Origin of the sequence: Streptosporangium sp. LJ11 (assembly GCF_051918945.1) — a bacterium.
Taxonomy (GTDB): domain Bacteria; phylum Actinomycetota; class Actinomycetes; order Streptosporangiales; family Streptosporangiaceae; genus Streptosporangium.
This window is the reverse complement of the sequence record NZ_JBPXMB010000023.1, coordinates 80,443-94,656: the sequence shown is the minus strand read 5'-3', so window position 1 is coordinate 94,656 and position 14,214 is coordinate 80,443. Positions and strand designations below refer to the sequence as shown.

Genomic DNA, 14,214 nt, shown 5'->3' with positions numbered 1-14,214 from the left:
GATGTCTCTCACGATCCTGTTCATGCCGGAGAGTGCCTACGGGCCGACGAACAACTGCATCGGCATCGGTGACATTCTTCGTAAGCGCGGACATCGAGTCGTTTTCGCAGCTGAGGCCTCCTGGAAGGGGAAATTGGCGGCTCTCGGATTCGAGGAGGACCTGGTCGATCTCGCGCCGCCGTCCGAGGAGGAGCAGGACGCCGGGCAGTTCTGGAAGGACTTCATCAGGGACACCGCGCCCGAATACCGGAAGTCGACCCTGGAGCAGCTGGAGACGGTCACCAAGCCGATCTGGGACGCGCTTATCGACGGCGCCAAGTACTGCGAGCCTCAGCTGAAGGCGATTATCGAGCGCGTCCAGCCGGACGTCATCGTCGAGGACAACGTCATCACCTTCCCGGCGCTGCTGACGGCGGGCAAGCCGTTCGTGCGGATCGTGTCCTGCAACCCGCTGGAGGTGCGCGGCGAGGGCGTCGCGCCGGTCTTCTCCGGGCTGCCCGCCGACGACCGCTCCGAGTGGGACGCCTTCAACGCCGAGTACGACCGCACCCACCGCGAGATCTGGACCGCCTTCAACGAGTGGGTCGTCGAGCAGGGCGCCCGCCCGCTGCCGGACCTGGACTTCATCCACGAGGGCGACCTCAACCTGTACGTCTTCCCGGAGATCGCCGACTACACCGACGCCCGGCCGCTGGGCGACTCCTGGCACCGCCTGGACTCCTCGGTGCGCGAGACGGAGGGCGGCTTCGAGCTCCCCGCGTCGCTGGCCGGGCAGGAGGGGCCGCTGGTCTACTTCTCGCTGGGCTCGCTCGGCTCGGCGGACGTCGCCCTCATGCAGCGGGTCATCGACGTGCTGGCCACGACCCCGTACCGCTTCATCGTCTCCATGGGGCCGCTGCACGAGGAGATCAAGCTGGCCGGCAACATGTGGGGCGCCGAGTTCGTGCCGCAGACCAAGATCATCCCGTTGGTCGACCTGGTCATCACGCACGGCGGCAACAACACCACCACCGAGGCGCTGCACTTCGGCAAGCCGATGATCCTGCTGCCCCTGTTCTGGGACCAGTACGACAACGCGCAGCGCGTCCACGAGCTCGGCTACGGTGTGCGCCTGGCCACCTACACCTTCTCCGACGAGGAGCTGACCGGTGCGCTGGAGCGGCTCCTGGGCGACACCGCGCTCCGCGAGCGCCTGGCCGCCGCGGGCGAGGAGATCCGCGGCCGGGACGGCCTGCGCAGGGCGGCCGACCTGATCGAGCGGGCCGGCGCCTGACGGCTCCCCGCATCACCACGACGAGGGAAGTTCCATGGGCAAGTTGATCAATCCGGCGACCGGCGACCTGCTGCGGGAGGTGGCCGACACCCCGATCGAGGAGGTGGCCGCCGCCGTGCGGCGGGCCCGCGCGGCGTTCGAGGAGTGGAGCACGGCGACCCCGGCCGAACGGTCCAGGGTGCTGCTGCGCTTCGCCGACCTCGTCGAGGGCGACGCCGGGGAGCTCACCCGGCTGGAGGTCATCGAGACCGGCAAGCCCGCCGCGGTCTTCCGCGACGGCGAACTGCCGTTCGCGGCCGACAACCTCCGCTTCTTCGCCGGTGCGGCCCGCTCGCTGGACGGCACCGGCGCGGGGGTGCTCAGCTCCGGCTACACCTCGGTGCTGGTACGCCGCCCGGTCGGGGTCGTGGGATCGATCGCCCCCTGGAACTTCCCCCTGGTCATGGCGGTGTGGAAGATCGGCCCCGCGCTGGCGGCCGGGAACGCGGTGGTCATCAAGCCCGCCCCGCAGACGCCGGGCACCACGCTCAGGATGGCGGAGCTGTTCGCCCGCGCCGGCGCGCCCGACGGCCTGCTCCAGGTCGTCCTGGGCGACGCCGAGGTGGGCGAGGCCCTCGTCGCCGACCCGGGCGTCGACATGGTGAGCGTCACGGGCTCCACCGCGACCGGCCGCGCCGTCATGCGCGGTGCCACCGGCTCGCTGAAGCGGGTCCACCTGGAACTCGGCGGCAAGGCCCCGGCGCTGGTCTTCGGCGACGCGGACCTGTCGGAGATGGCGAGGGGCGTCGCGATGGGCGCCACCTACAACACCGGCCAGGACTGCACGGCCGCGACCCGCGTCTACATCTCCCGCGACGTGTACGACGAGGCCGTCGAGGCGCTCCACGCGACGCTGGCCCAGATCACGGTGGGCGACCCCTGGGACCCGGCCACCGACATCGGCCCGCTGATCTCCGCCGGGCACCGCGACCGCGTGCACGGCTTCGTCGAGCGCGCCGTCGCCGCGGGCGCCTCCGTGCTGCACGGCGGTGTCCCGCTCGAGGGGCCCGGGTTCTACTATCCGCCCACCCTGGTTTCCGGCGCCGCGCAGAACAGTGAGATCGTTCAGGGTGAGCTTTTCGGTCCGGTCCTCGTGGCCCTGCCCTTCGACGGTGAGGACGAGGCGGTACGGCTGGCCAACGACACCCCCTACGGCCTGGCCTCCTCGGTCTGGTCCAGGGACGTGGCGAGGGCACTGCGCGTCTCGCACCGGCTCGACGTGGGCGTGACCTGGGTGAACGACCATCTGCCCATCGCGTCCGAGGCGCCGCACGGCGGGGTCAAGGGAAGTGGCTTCGGCAAGGACATGAGTCAGGAGGCGGTTCAGGAATACTCTGTGACCCGCCATCTGATGATCAAGCACCAGGCTCCGGAGGTGAGGGATTCCTTCCGGCCCGCCTGAAAACTTTGATGCCATATGTCCCCTTTAAGGGGATATGTCGGCACTTACTCCATTCGAAGTGACATAAAGGATGTGCTCAAATTGCTTCCGCCGCTTCCAAATCCGGCGAGGGGTTACGTAGGCCAGTGATGACACAAGACCGCCGGAGCCACCGCGCGTCAGGGGTGGGCAGTCGACTCCTGCCGGCGAACTGGCGTGTGCGTCCCCGTCTGGTCGCGCTGATCCTGCTCCCGACCGCCGCGGCCGTGCTCCTCACCGGCCTCCAGCTCACCACGGCCCTGTCCACGGCCAACGAGTACCGCCGGATGAGCGAGGTCGCCGCGCTGGTCGAGTCGCTCGGCACCCTCTCCCACGAGATGGCCGAGGAGCGCGACCTCACCGCCTGGTCCATCGCCGCCAAGACCCGCACCAACCTGGGCAGGGTCAGGGAACAGCGCGCGGTGGTCGACCGGAGCAGGGAGCAGACGCTGGCCGCCATGGACACCCTCGACGCGTCGCAGGCCGCCCGCGTCCGTACCGAGGTCGCCCAGATCCGCCGCTGGCTCAACGGGCTCCCCGGCCTGCGCAGGCTGATGACCGAGGGAAGCGTGCTCCCCCGAGCGGCCCTCGGCATGTACACGCGGATGATCACCGACTTCATCACCCTCCACGACGACCTGGGCCGCAGCGGCGGCGACGAGCGCCTCATCGGAGACGCGCTCGCGCTGGGCGCGCTGACCCGGGCCAAGGAGCAGGTCGCCAGGCAGCGCGGCACCCTCCTGGTCAGCTTCCTGGACCGCAAGTTCGACTTCGACGACCCCGCCGACCTCCTCGGCGCGTACCGGAGCCAGCAGAGCGAGGAGAACGCCTTCCGGGCCACCGCCTCCGCCTCCGACATCAAGGGTTTCCGCGACGCGGTCACCGGCCCCAAGGTCGACCAGGCCGACTCCGTGCGTGCCCTCGTCATGTCCCTCATGCGCGAGAACAAGCCGCTGGAGCGGATGGCCGGCCGCACCTGGCCCGCGAGCGCCAACACCTGGTACGGCGCCTCCACCTCGATCGTGGAGGGCATGCGGACCCTCGAGCGCCGCCTGGCGTCCGCGGTCGTCGCCCGCAGCCAGGAGATGGAGAGCGCCGAGCAGCGCAGCGCCGTGATCTCCGGCGCCTCGATCCTGGTCCTGCTGGTACTGATCCTGCTCATCACCGCCTGGGTGGCCGGCACGCTCGTCCGGCCGCTGCGCAGGCTGCGCAGCGAGGCGCTCGAGGTGGCCGACACCCGGCTGCCCGAGACCGTCCGGGTGCTGCGGGAGTCCGGCGACCACGCCCCGAACGTCGAGGTGCCCTCCATCGGAGTGGCCTCCCGCGACGAGATCGGGGAAGTGGCCCGGGCCTTCGACGAGGTCCACCGCGAGGCCATCCGGCTCGCCGGTGACGAGGCCCGCCTGCGCAGCAACATCAACGCGATGTTCGTCAACCTCTCCCGCCGCACCCAGTCGCTGGTGGAACGGCAGATCGACCTCATCGACGACCTCGAGCAGGGCGAGCAGGACGAGGGCCGGCTGGGCAGCCTCTTCAAGCTGGACCACCTGGCCACCCGCATGCGCCGCAACTCCGAGAACCTCCTGGTCCTCGCCGGCCAGGAGCAGAGCCGCCGGTGGAGTGAGCCGGTCCCGCTCAGCGACGTCGTCCGCGCCTCGCTGTCGGAGGTCGAGAACTACGAGAGGGTCAACCTCCGGATCGAGTCGGGTATCTCGATCATCGGTCAGGCCGTCAACGACATCGTCCACCTGGTCGCGGAGCTCGTCGAGAACGCGATCTTCTTCTCGCCGCAGGACACCAAGATCACGGTGACCAGCAACGGCAACGAGATGGGCGCCGTCATCCTGGCGGTCACCGACTCCGGCATCGGGATGAGCGACGAGGAACTGGCCGAGGCCAACCGCCGCCTGGCCGAGCCCCCCGCGGTGGACCTGTCGGTCTCCCGCCGGATGGGCCTGTTCGTGGTCGGCCGCCTGGCCATGCGCCACGGCATCAGGGTCCAGCTCAGGCGCCCGGACACCGGCGGCCTCAGCGCCGTCGTGCTCCTGCCGGTGCAGGTGGTGGCCCAGTCCACGATGATGCCCGAGATGGCGATGTCGGCACAGGGCATGCCGTCCGGCTCCTTCGGGGGCCCGGCGAACTCGTTCGGCTCCATGTCCAGCATGTCGAACATGTCCAACCAGGACTCGTTCGGCGCGGTGAACCCCGACCCGTTCGGCTCCGTCCCGAACCCGGACCCGTTCGGGACCGGGGCCGGGGCCGGGGCCGGGGCCGGGCGCGGTACCCGGCCGCAGGCCGGTCCCGGGACGCCGCCCGCCCAGGCGCCTCCTCAGGTGCCGGCGCCGACGTCCGCGGACCTGTGGTCCGGGCCGATGGTGCCCGCCTCCGCGGTGGAGGACCTGTGGTCGTCCCCCATGGCGTCGACCGCGCCGCCGTCGTTCCCCTCGGCCTGGCCCGACCCGCCCGCGATCGACCCCTGGACGCCGCAGCGGCTGGAACCGATGGAGAACACCCAGGCACTTCCCGTGGTCGAGGTGCCGCCGACGGAACCGGAGCCCGAGGAGTTCCTGCCGATCTTCGCGGCGGTGGGCTCCGACTGGTTCCGCAGCAGCGCGTCCGTCGCTCCCGAGCCGGAGCCGGAGGCCGCTCCCGAGCCCGTGGCCGAGGTCAGGCCACGGCCGCTGGAGCAACGGGTCAGGAGGGGTCCGCAAGGGCTGGAGACCCAGAACATCCCGCAGATCACGCATTCCTCGCCACCGCCGCAGCAGTCCCAGCCGTTGCCGCAGCGGACGCCCCAGCAGCAGTCCCAGCCGTTGCCGCAGCGGACGCCCCAGCAGGCGCAGCAGCCCAGGCCGGCCGAGCCGGCGGCCGAGAGGCAGCCGTGGAGCACTCCCTCCGACCAGGGCTGGGCGGCCGCCGAGGTCGCCAAGAAGCCCGTGGAGGGCGGCGTGACCGGAGCGGGCCTGCCCAAGCGGGTGCCCAAGGCGAACCTCGTTCCCGGGGCCGCCTCCGCGGCTCCGGCGGCTCCGGCCCCCCCGATGCCGCCGATATCGGCGGAACGGGTGCGCAGCCGTCTGTCCAGTTTCCAGCAAGGCGTACGGCAGGGACGTGCTGAGATGAGCGAGCGCGCCAACGCCGTCGAGGGAGAGAACCAGCAGTGAACAACCAACTCAGCCAGGCCGCTCGCGGTTTCAACTGGCTGATCACCGAGTTCGTCAAGGAGATGCCCGGAGTGGCGCACGCGGTGATCGTCTCCGCGGACGGGCTCCCGCTGGCCTACTCCCAGGGTTTCCCCAAGGACCGGGCGGACCAGCTCGCCGCGATCACGGCCGGTCTGATCAGTCTCACCCAGGGGGCCTCGCGGGTCTTCGAGGGCGGTCCCGTGGCACAGACGGTGATCGAGATGCAGCGGGGTCTCCTGCTGACCATGTCGATCAGCGATGGCTCCGCGCTGGCCGTGCTGGCCTCGCCGGACTGCGACATGGGCCTCGTGGCCTACCAGATGACACTGCTCGCAGAGCGTGCCGGCCAGGCGCTTACGCCTGCGCTCCGGGCCGAGCTGCAGTCGGTTCAGCGATAGGGGGGTGATATGGACGCACCAGGTTGGCGTGGCCCGGAGGAATCTCTGGGCACGTCCCAGGCCAAGAGCGGGCGAGATCGTTTGATCCGTCCGTATGCTGTGACCGGGGGCAGGACCGCTCCTCGGATGCAGCTCGCTCTCGAGGCGCTGGTCTCCTCGGCGACGTTCGCGGGCGTGGATCCCACCACGCTCTCCACGGAATATCAGGCGATCATCTCGCTGTCCCGGCAGGTGCGCTCGGTTGCCGAGCTCTCCGCCCTGTTGCGCATGCCTCTCGGCGTGACCCGGGTGTTGATCGCGGACATGGCGGCCGAGGGCTTGGTGCAGATCCACCAGCCGTCGCTGGATGCGGGTAAGCCGGATCTCAATTTGCTTGAAAGGGTGCTCAGTGGGCTTCGCAGGCTCTGACGCCGGAATGACGTCGACGAAGATCGTCGTTGCCGGCGGGTTCGGTGTCGGCAAGACGACCTTCGTCGGTGCGGTCTCCGAGATCATGCCGCTGACCACGGAAGCGGTGATGACGGAGGCGAGTGCGGACGTCGACGACCTCTCGCACATTCCGACAAAGCGGACCACCACGGTCGCCATGGACTTCGGCCGGGTCTCGCTGGACCGTGATCTGATCCTGTACCTGTTCGGTACGCCGGGTCAGCACCGGTTCTGGTTCATGTGGGACGACCTGGTCCGCGGCGCGATCGGCGCGATCGTGCTCGTCGACACCCGGCGGCTGGCCGACAGCTTCCCGGCGATCGACTACTTCGAAGAGGCCGGCCTGCCGTTCGTCGTGGCCCTCAACGGGTTCGGCGGATCGCACGTCCACGGTGAGGAGGAGGTGCGGGAGGCTCTGACGATCGCCCCGCACATCCCCGTCGTCCGGACCGACGCCCGGTCCCGCGACGCCGTGAAGTCGACCTTGATCACCTTGGTCGAGCACGTTCTCACCCTCCGGGTCTGACGTCCCGGCGCGGGCCTCGTCCTCATCGGGACGAGGCCCGCGCCTTCGGGGAGACCCGCCTTCACGAAGACCCTCACTCTCGTGGAAGGCGGAGACCGTCCGGTCCGGCCTTCCCGTGCCGGTACCGGAATCGCCGCACGAGGCGAGCGCTGGAACGACGACAAGGCCGATGAGGGAATTACGGACAGATCGTCCGATCCTTATAAGACTTCCTTAATCGGGATCCTTTCCTGCCCGCCGACAGGACCTCGAACGTGAGGACGGCGCGGTATGACGGCGCGTCGGCCTGGCGGGCGGATGGCCGCGAACATGTACACGTCACTTATATTGAAATATAGGGCGTGAATATATTATTTGTGCCCGCATCTGGTTCGTGTCCGGTGCTCTGAAAGACCACCGCCAGGTTGCCGGGCGTCCGCCGGACCGGAACTCCGCCCACTTCGACGGTTTCGCCGGCCGGCCTGACGAGGCCGGCGGCGGGGCGCGGCGGGGTGGACTTCACGGGGTCCGAAAGGCCGGCGACGCGGAGGCCCCGACGCTAGGTTCGGGCTCTTCGGCGGCCCGGTGCGCTTTCTCGCCGCCGCCGTGGGCGTGGGTGAGGCCGGTGATTTCGAGCAAGGTGATTTCCGGAGCGCGATTCGCTGGAACGGGTGCGGGGACTCAAGCGGAGCTTATGGCACCTAGTGGTGTTATGTCTGTTTCGTGCCGCACTGTCGTTCATCGTGAAATATGTTCTAAATTGGAAATTTGATAACACAATAGCGGAATTCGTATTATAGATATGTATGGACGCTAGAATCTGCCGTTCTTCGTTCTGAAGATCGTTTCTTCATGCTGCGCGGCCTTGGGGGATCCATGAGATTACGCTCGTCCATTGCCGGAATCATGGCGCTGGCACTCATCGCGGTCACCGGATGCGGCGGCGCCGAGGAGCCTGGCAGGGACGCCGGCGGCTCCGGCCCGGAGAAGGTCAAGATCAACATCGGCACGATCCCGGTCCTCGACACGGCGCCGCTGCAGATCGCGCTGGAGAAGGGGCTGTTCAGGAAGCAGGGTCTCGATGTCACGCTGAGCATGCTCGCGGGCGGCGCGGAGGCCATTCCCAAGCTCAAGGGCGGCAGCCTGGACGTCAGCTTCGGCAACTACGTCTCCTTCTTCAGCGCCCACGCCAAGGGTGTCATCGACCTCAAAATCGTTTCCGACGGCTTCCGGAGCGCTCCCGGGACGCATACGATCATGGTCGCCAAGGACAGCCCGATCCGGACCGTGGCCGACCTCAAGGGCAAGACCATCGCGGTCAACACCAAGCGCAACATCGCGACGATGCTGGCCCGTGTGGCCGCCAAGGCGCACAACATCGAGCTCGACGAGGACAAGAGCTTCGTGGAGTTCCCCTTCCCGGAGATGGAGAGCGTGCTGAAGGCCGGCACGGCCGACGCCGTCGTGGTCGTGGAGCCGTTCGGCACCTTGATCGGCCGGTCCATCGGCGCCCGGGTCCTCTGGGACCTCTCCCAGGGACCGACCGCGGACTTCCCGATCGCCGGCTACGCGGTGACCTCGGAGTTCGCCAAGGCGAACCCCAACACCGTGGCGGCGTTCCAGCGGGTGATGGCGGAGGCCAAGGCGCTCGCGGCCGACCGGGCGAACGTGATCGCGGCCATCCCGAAATACACCAAGATCACCGCGGACACGGCGGCCGACCTCGCCTTCGGAAGCTTCCCCACCACGCTGAACGCCACCGGTCTCCAGCGGGTCACCGACACCATGCGCGAGTCAGGCCTCCTCGACGAGACGCTCAACGTGCAGGACCTCATCATCGCCGGCACGTGAACAGAAACCGTGTCATCCGGGGGGCGATCGGGGCCTGCGCGGCGATGGTCCTCGCCGAGACGGTCATCCGGCTGGGGATCGCCGACCCGGAGGTCGTCCCACCGGTCTCGGTCGTGCTGCTCCGGTCCGTCACGCTGGCGGGGGACCCCCTCTTCCTCGCCGGTGTGGCGGACACGGTCCTGGCCTGGCTGGTCGGCCTGGCTCTGGCCGTCGTCGTGGCGGTCACCGCCGGCGTGGTGCTCGGATCGGTTCCGTGGCTCAGCACGCCGAGCCGGGTCGTGGTGGAGTTTCTCCGCCCGATCCCCTCGGTGGCGTTGATCCCGCTGGCGATTCTGCTGTTCGGGGCGGAGACCGAGATGAAGGTGTCCCTGATCCTCTACGCGGCCTCCTGGCCCATCCTGCTCAACACGCTCTACGCGCTTCGGGACGTGGACCCCGTGGCGAAGGACGCGCTGCGTAGTTTCGGCTTCGGTCCCCTGGCCGTGCTCTGGCGGGTCTCGCTGCCCAGCGCGGCACCGTTCGTGGCGACCGGGGTGCGTGTCTCCGCGGGCATCGCGCTGGTCGTGGTCGTGAGCGCCGAACTGCTGAGCGGCGGCACGAGCGGTCTCGGCGTCTTCCTCATCACCGCGGGCAGCTCCGGAGGCAACACCGACGTGATACTGGCCGGTGCGGTCTGGGCGGGAGCGCTCGGCCTCGTCGTCAACGCGCTGCTGCTCCGGGTGGAGCGCGGTCTCTTCGGCTGGCACTTCGCGCGCGCCGAGGAGACGACACGATGAGCCGGGCCGGTACGGCGGCGCGCGGTGTCATCACCGGGGCGGTGTCCCGGTTCTGGCTCGCGGCCGCGTTGATCGCGGTCTGGGAGGTGGCCACCCGGATCATCCAGGAGAGCTACTTCCCGCCGCCGTCGCAGATCGTCGCGACGATGTACGAGCTGTGGTTCTCCGGTCCGGCGAGCCGGCTGTTCCTCACCCAGGACGCGCTGGACGACTTCGGGCACAGCCTGTACAACCTCTTCGGAGGGTGGGCGCTCGCCTGTCTCGCGGGGGTCGCCGTCGGCATCGCGCTGGGCCTGTCCCGCACGCTGGCCGACTACGTGGAGCCCATGGTCCACTTCGGACGGGCGGTTCCGCCGCCCACCCTGATCTCCTTCTACATCGTGGCGTTCCAGCTCGGGACGCCCATGCAGGTGGCGACCATCGTCTCCGGAGTCATCTGGCCGGTGTTGCTCAACACCACCGACGGCGTACGTACGGTGGAGCAGCTCCATCTGGACAGTGCCGAGGTCTTCGGGGTGCGGGGGATCCGGAGGCTGCTGTGGATCATCATTCCCGGCGCGGCTCCCAAGATCGTGGCCGGGCTCCGGATCAGCCTGGGCCTCGCCCTGATCCTGATGGTCCTGTCCGAGCTCATCGGGAGCACCGTGGGCATCGGCTCGCTTCTCATAGGCGCACAGCGCAGCTTCGAACTGCCCCGGATGTGGGCGGGAATCGTGATCCTGGGCCTACTGGGGTACCTGCTCAACGCCGTTTTCGTGGCGGTGGAGAAGCGGGTGCTCAGGTGGCACCTGAACGCGCGGAGTGAGACATGAACCCCCGACGGACATCGAGGACGCCATGCGAGTACTGATCATCGGAGGTGGCATCGGAGGGCTCACCACCGCGCTGAGCCTTCACGCCGCGGGTATCGACTGCGTGATCGCCGAGTCGGCCGTGGAGTTGCGCCCGCTGGGGGTGGGCATCAACCTGCAACCCCACGCCGTCCGGGAGCTGACCGAGCTCGGCGTGGGGGACGAGCTCGCGGAGATCGGCGTCCCGACGGGTTCCATGAACTTCACGGACAGGTTCGGTGCAACGATCCTGTCGCTGCCGCGCGGAAGGTTCGCGGGATACAACTGGCCCCAGTACTCCGTTCACCGCGGTGAGCTGCAGATGCTGCTTCTTTCCGCGGTGCGTGAACGGCTCGGCGCCGGCGCCGTCAGGACCGGGCTGCGGCTGGAGGAATTCGAGCAGGAGGAGGCCGGACCCGCCGGACCCGCCGGCGTCACCGGCGTCACGGTGTCGCTGCGCGACGTGCGGACCGGTGAGCGCCTGAAGGAGACGGCCGACGTCCTCGTGGGCGCGGACGGCATCCACTCGGCCGTGCGTGCCCGGCTGCATCCCGGCGACGGGCCGCTGCTGTGGAACGGGATCCGGATGTGGCGGGGAACGGCCGAGGGGGATCCTTTTCTCGACGGCACCACGATGATCGTCGCGGGTTCCAACCTGTCGGCGAAGTTCGTGGTCTACCCCATCTCGCGGGCTCGGGTCCGGGGGAGAGTGCTGATCAACTGGGTGGCCGAGGTGATGACCGCCGAACCCGGCCCCGTCCCGGCCGCCGACTGGTCCAGACCCGGCCGTCTGGAGGACGTGCTCCCGCATTTCGACGGCTGGAGACTGCCCTACCTGGACGTGCCCGCGCTCATCTCCGGTTCGGAACGGATCCTGGAGTACCCCATGGTGGACAAGGACCCGCTCCCCTCGTGGGGAGCGGGCCGGGTCACCCTGCTGGGAGACGCCGCGCACCCGATGTACCCGGTGGGCGCCAACGGCGGTTCGCAGGCCGTACTGGACGCCCGGGTCCTGGCCAGGGAGCTGGCCGGCGCGACCGATCCGGCCGCGGGACTGGCCGCGTACGAGAAGGAGCGCAGGACCGCCACCACGGGGCTCGTGCTCGCCCATCGTGAGCTGCCCATGGAGAAGACCATCGCGCTGGTCACCGAGCGGGCGCCCGGCGGGTTCGACGACATCGCCGACGTGCTCACGCCGAAGGAACTGGCGGAGATGGCCGCTGCCCAGCAGAGGATCACCGACGTGGACGTGAGCGCCCTCAACGCCCGTTCCTCGTGGAATGCTCGTTATATCGGTATGTAGGAGATTCTGGTGACGGGTGGCCCTGGCTGGTGACCGCTGAACCGGCAGGGGGCGAGACCGTCCCCGGGGGACGGGGCGCACTCCCGGCCCGGAAGCGCGGGCGCGGTTCGCGAGGCGGGCGAAACGGCGACGGCCGGTGACGCGAGGTTCACGTCACCGGCCGCCGACCGTCGTCACACAGCCCCGTCACACAGGCAGGGCCTCCACGACGGAGGCTCCCTGGGGCAGCTCCACCTGCCGGCTGAGCCGGAAGTCGGAGGCCTCCAGCAGTGCGGCGTACTCGGAGGCGCTGCGCTCCATGCCGTCCCCGAACAGGGCGAGCATGCGCATGTCGATGTCCTTGCTGATGTGCGGCCGGTCGTCGTCGGGCACCACGGCCTCCACCAGCAGCACCCGGCCGTCCTCGGAAATGGCCTTACGGACATTGCGCAGAATCTGCACCGAGTCCTCGTCGGACCAGTTGTGGATGACGCTGCTCAACAGATAGGTGTCGCCGCCCTCGGGTACCGAGGCGAAGAAGTCGCCGGAGACGAATTTGCACCGGTCTTCAAGAGCAGCCTCGGTGAAGAACCGCCTGGCGTCTTCGACCACCTGTTCCTGGTCGAAAAGAATGCCCGCGACATTTGAATACCTGTTCAGAACGGCGGCCAGGATGTGGCCCTTGCCGCCGGCCACGTCCACCAGCGTGCGCACGCCGGAGAAGTCGTAGCGCTCGGCCACCGCGTCCGCGAAGGGCTTGGCCCGGACCACCATGTAGTCGTTGAACAGGGCCCCGGCCCGGGGGTTGGCCTTGAGGTAGCCGTACAGCGGGCCGTGCCGCTCGGCGAACCCCGACCTGCCGGTGCGGGCGGTCTGCGGTACCTTGCCCATGCCGTACCAGAAGCCCTCCTCGGCGATCATCCGTACCGCCGGGCGCAGCGAGCCCGGCACGTCGTCGCGGAGGGTGGCTCCGGCCTCGGTCAGCTCGTACACGCCGGGCCGTACCGTCGCGACGATGCCCATGGAGGCGAGTTCGCGCAGCACCCTGCCGAGCGCGGGCGCGTCGGCGCCGCAGCGCCGCGCGAGCTCGTCGACGTCCAGGGGCCCGTCGCGCAGGTGGTCGGCGCAGCCGAGCTCGGCCATCGTGGCGAGGGCGGCGAAGCGGGAGACGCCGCCGATCGCGTCCCAGACCGGTGCCTGTGGGTTGCTCATGGAGATCCTCTCTGTGCGGCGTGCGGCTCCGTGAGGGGGACCGGCACGCCCGGGTCGGGCGTCCACACCGGAGCGCCGGCGCGCCCGGGCGGGGGGCGCGCCGGCTCCGGCGGGTGTTCTTCACGGCACCGGGAGCCGGGCCCGCCGGCGTTCCCGTCGCGGTCCGGGACCGTGAGCCGGGGCCGTGAGCCCGGGGCGGGGGCCGGCGCCGGGGGCGGGGAGGGCCGGGCTCAGTGGGCCGGGGTGGACGGGCTGGGGATGCCGCGCACCAGGCGGCCGACCTCGGCGCGCAGGTGCACGAAGTCGGGGTGCTCGCGGGTGGTGATCTGGTCGCGCGGCCCCGGCAGGTCCACGCGCAGGTCGCCCACGATCCCGGCGGGCGCCTTGGACAGGACCACGACGCGGTCACCGACGTAGACGCTCTCGTCGATGTCGTGGGTGATCAGCACGATGGTCATGTTGTGCAGGCCTCGGACCCGCAGGGTCAGGTCCTCCAGGTCCTCGCGGGTCTGGGCGTCGACGGAGCCGAACGGCTCGTCCATCAGCAGCAGCGCCGGACGGTAGGCCAGCGCGCGGGCGATGGACACCCGCTGCTGCATGCCGCCGGACAGCTGCCACGGGTATTTGGCCGCGGCGCCCTGCAGCCCGACCTCCTCCAGCGCCTCCAGCGCCGACTCCCTGCGCCGCTGCTTGTCCAGACCCCTGCGGCGCAGCGGGAGCGAGACGTTGTCGGCCACCGACATCCAGGGGAACAGGGAGCGGCTGTAGTCCTGGAACACCACGGCCAGGTTGTCGGGTGTCTGCTCGACGCGGGTGCCGTTGAGCGTGACCTGGCCGCCGCTGGGCCGGATCAGCCCCGCGATGGAGCGCAGCAGGGTGGACTTGCCGCACCCGGAGGGGCCGACGACGCACACCAGCTCGCCCTGGGCGACCTTCAGGTTGATGCCGCCCAGCGCGTTGTGCGCGGTCGGCCCGCTGCCGTATGTATGGGACAGGTTCGTGATTTCGAGCACAGCA

At 69.5% G+C, this 14,214-nt stretch carries 12 protein-coding genes; 10 read left to right on the top strand and 2 right to left on the bottom strand.

Features of this window, described 5'->3' with window-relative positions; all coding sequences use genetic code 11:
- Window position 1 precedes the first annotated feature (1 nt).
- The 10 genes from ACTOQ3_RS30605 (at window position 2) to ACTOQ3_RS30560 (ending at window position 12,006) form a co-directional block, all read left to right on the top strand.
- Entirely contained in the window at window positions 2–1,273 is a 1,272-nt protein-coding gene (locus ACTOQ3_RS30605) for a glycosyltransferase (RefSeq protein ID WP_440086901.1), read from the top strand.
- Between the two features lie 34 nt (window positions 1,274–1,307).
- Entirely contained in the window at window positions 1,308–2,714 is a 1,407-nt protein-coding gene (locus tag ACTOQ3_RS30600) for an aminobutyraldehyde dehydrogenase (RefSeq protein WP_440086899.1), read from the top strand.
- 197 nt (window positions 2,715–2,911) lie between these two features.
- Window positions 2,912–5,893 carry a sensor histidine kinase gene (locus ACTOQ3_RS30595; RefSeq protein WP_440086898.1) on the top strand — a complete coding sequence of 994 codons (2,982 nt, stop codon included), beginning with the start codon at window positions 2,912–2,914 and terminating at the stop codon, window positions 5,891–5,893.
- Window positions 5,890–6,312, top strand: coding sequence for a roadblock/LC7 domain-containing protein (locus tag ACTOQ3_RS30590; RefSeq protein ID WP_030906232.1), 423 nt, complete (start codon window positions 5,890–5,892; stop codon window positions 6,310–6,312). The genes ACTOQ3_RS30595 and ACTOQ3_RS30590 overlap by 4 nt, the downstream gene beginning before the upstream one ends.
- A gap of 9 nt (window positions 6,313–6,321) precedes the next feature.
- Window positions 6,322–6,720 carry a DUF742 domain-containing protein gene (locus ACTOQ3_RS30585; protein ID WP_362680287.1) on the top strand — a complete coding sequence of 133 codons (399 nt, stop codon included), beginning with the start codon at window positions 6,322–6,324 and terminating at the stop codon, window positions 6,718–6,720.
- Window positions 6,721–6,727: 7 nt separating this feature from the next.
- Window positions 6,728–7,267: a GTP-binding protein gene (locus ACTOQ3_RS30580; protein ID WP_440086897.1), complete on the top strand. Its 540-nt coding sequence runs from the start codon at window positions 6,728–6,730 to the stop codon at window positions 7,265–7,267.
- Window positions 7,268–8,152: 885 nt separating this feature from the next.
- A complete protein-coding gene (locus tag ACTOQ3_RS30575) occupies window positions 8,153–9,097 on the top strand; it encodes an ABC transporter substrate-binding protein (RefSeq protein WP_440086896.1) in 945 nt (314 codons plus the stop codon).
- The gene (locus ACTOQ3_RS30570; RefSeq protein ID WP_440086895.1) at window positions 9,094–9,873 is read left to right on the top strand and encodes an ABC transporter permease; all 780 of its coding nucleotides are present in this window, start codon (window positions 9,094–9,096) and stop codon (window positions 9,871–9,873) included. Before ACTOQ3_RS30575 ends, ACTOQ3_RS30570 begins: the two co-directional genes overlap by 4 nt.
- Window positions 9,870–10,685 carry an ABC transporter permease gene (locus tag ACTOQ3_RS30565; RefSeq protein ID WP_440086894.1) on the top strand — a complete coding sequence of 272 codons (816 nt, stop codon included), beginning with the start codon at window positions 9,870–9,872 and terminating at the stop codon, window positions 10,683–10,685. The genes ACTOQ3_RS30570 and ACTOQ3_RS30565 overlap by 4 nt, the downstream gene beginning before the upstream one ends.
- A gap of 25 nt (window positions 10,686–10,710) precedes the next feature.
- On the top strand, window positions 10,711–12,006 hold the full coding sequence (locus ACTOQ3_RS30560; protein ID WP_440086893.1) for a flavin-dependent oxidoreductase: 1,296 nt from the start codon (window positions 10,711–10,713) through the stop codon (window positions 12,004–12,006).
- Between the two features lie 186 nt (window positions 12,007–12,192).
- Here ACTOQ3_RS30560 and ACTOQ3_RS30555 read toward each other — a convergent pair whose 3' ends face one another.
- Together ACTOQ3_RS30555 and ACTOQ3_RS30550 are read right to left on the bottom strand one after the other, a co-directional pair.
- Window positions 12,193–13,197 carry a methyltransferase gene (locus ACTOQ3_RS30555; protein ID WP_440086892.1) on the bottom strand — a complete coding sequence of 335 codons (1,005 nt, stop codon included), beginning with the start codon at window positions 13,195–13,197 and terminating at the stop codon, window positions 12,193–12,195.
- A 230-nt stretch (window positions 13,198–13,427) separates the two neighbouring features.
- Complete coding sequence (locus ACTOQ3_RS30550; protein WP_440086891.1) at window positions 13,428–14,210, bottom strand: ABC transporter ATP-binding protein; 783 nt, start codon at window positions 14,208–14,210, stop codon at window positions 13,428–13,430.
- Between the last annotated feature and the right edge of the window lie 4 nt (window positions 14,211–14,214).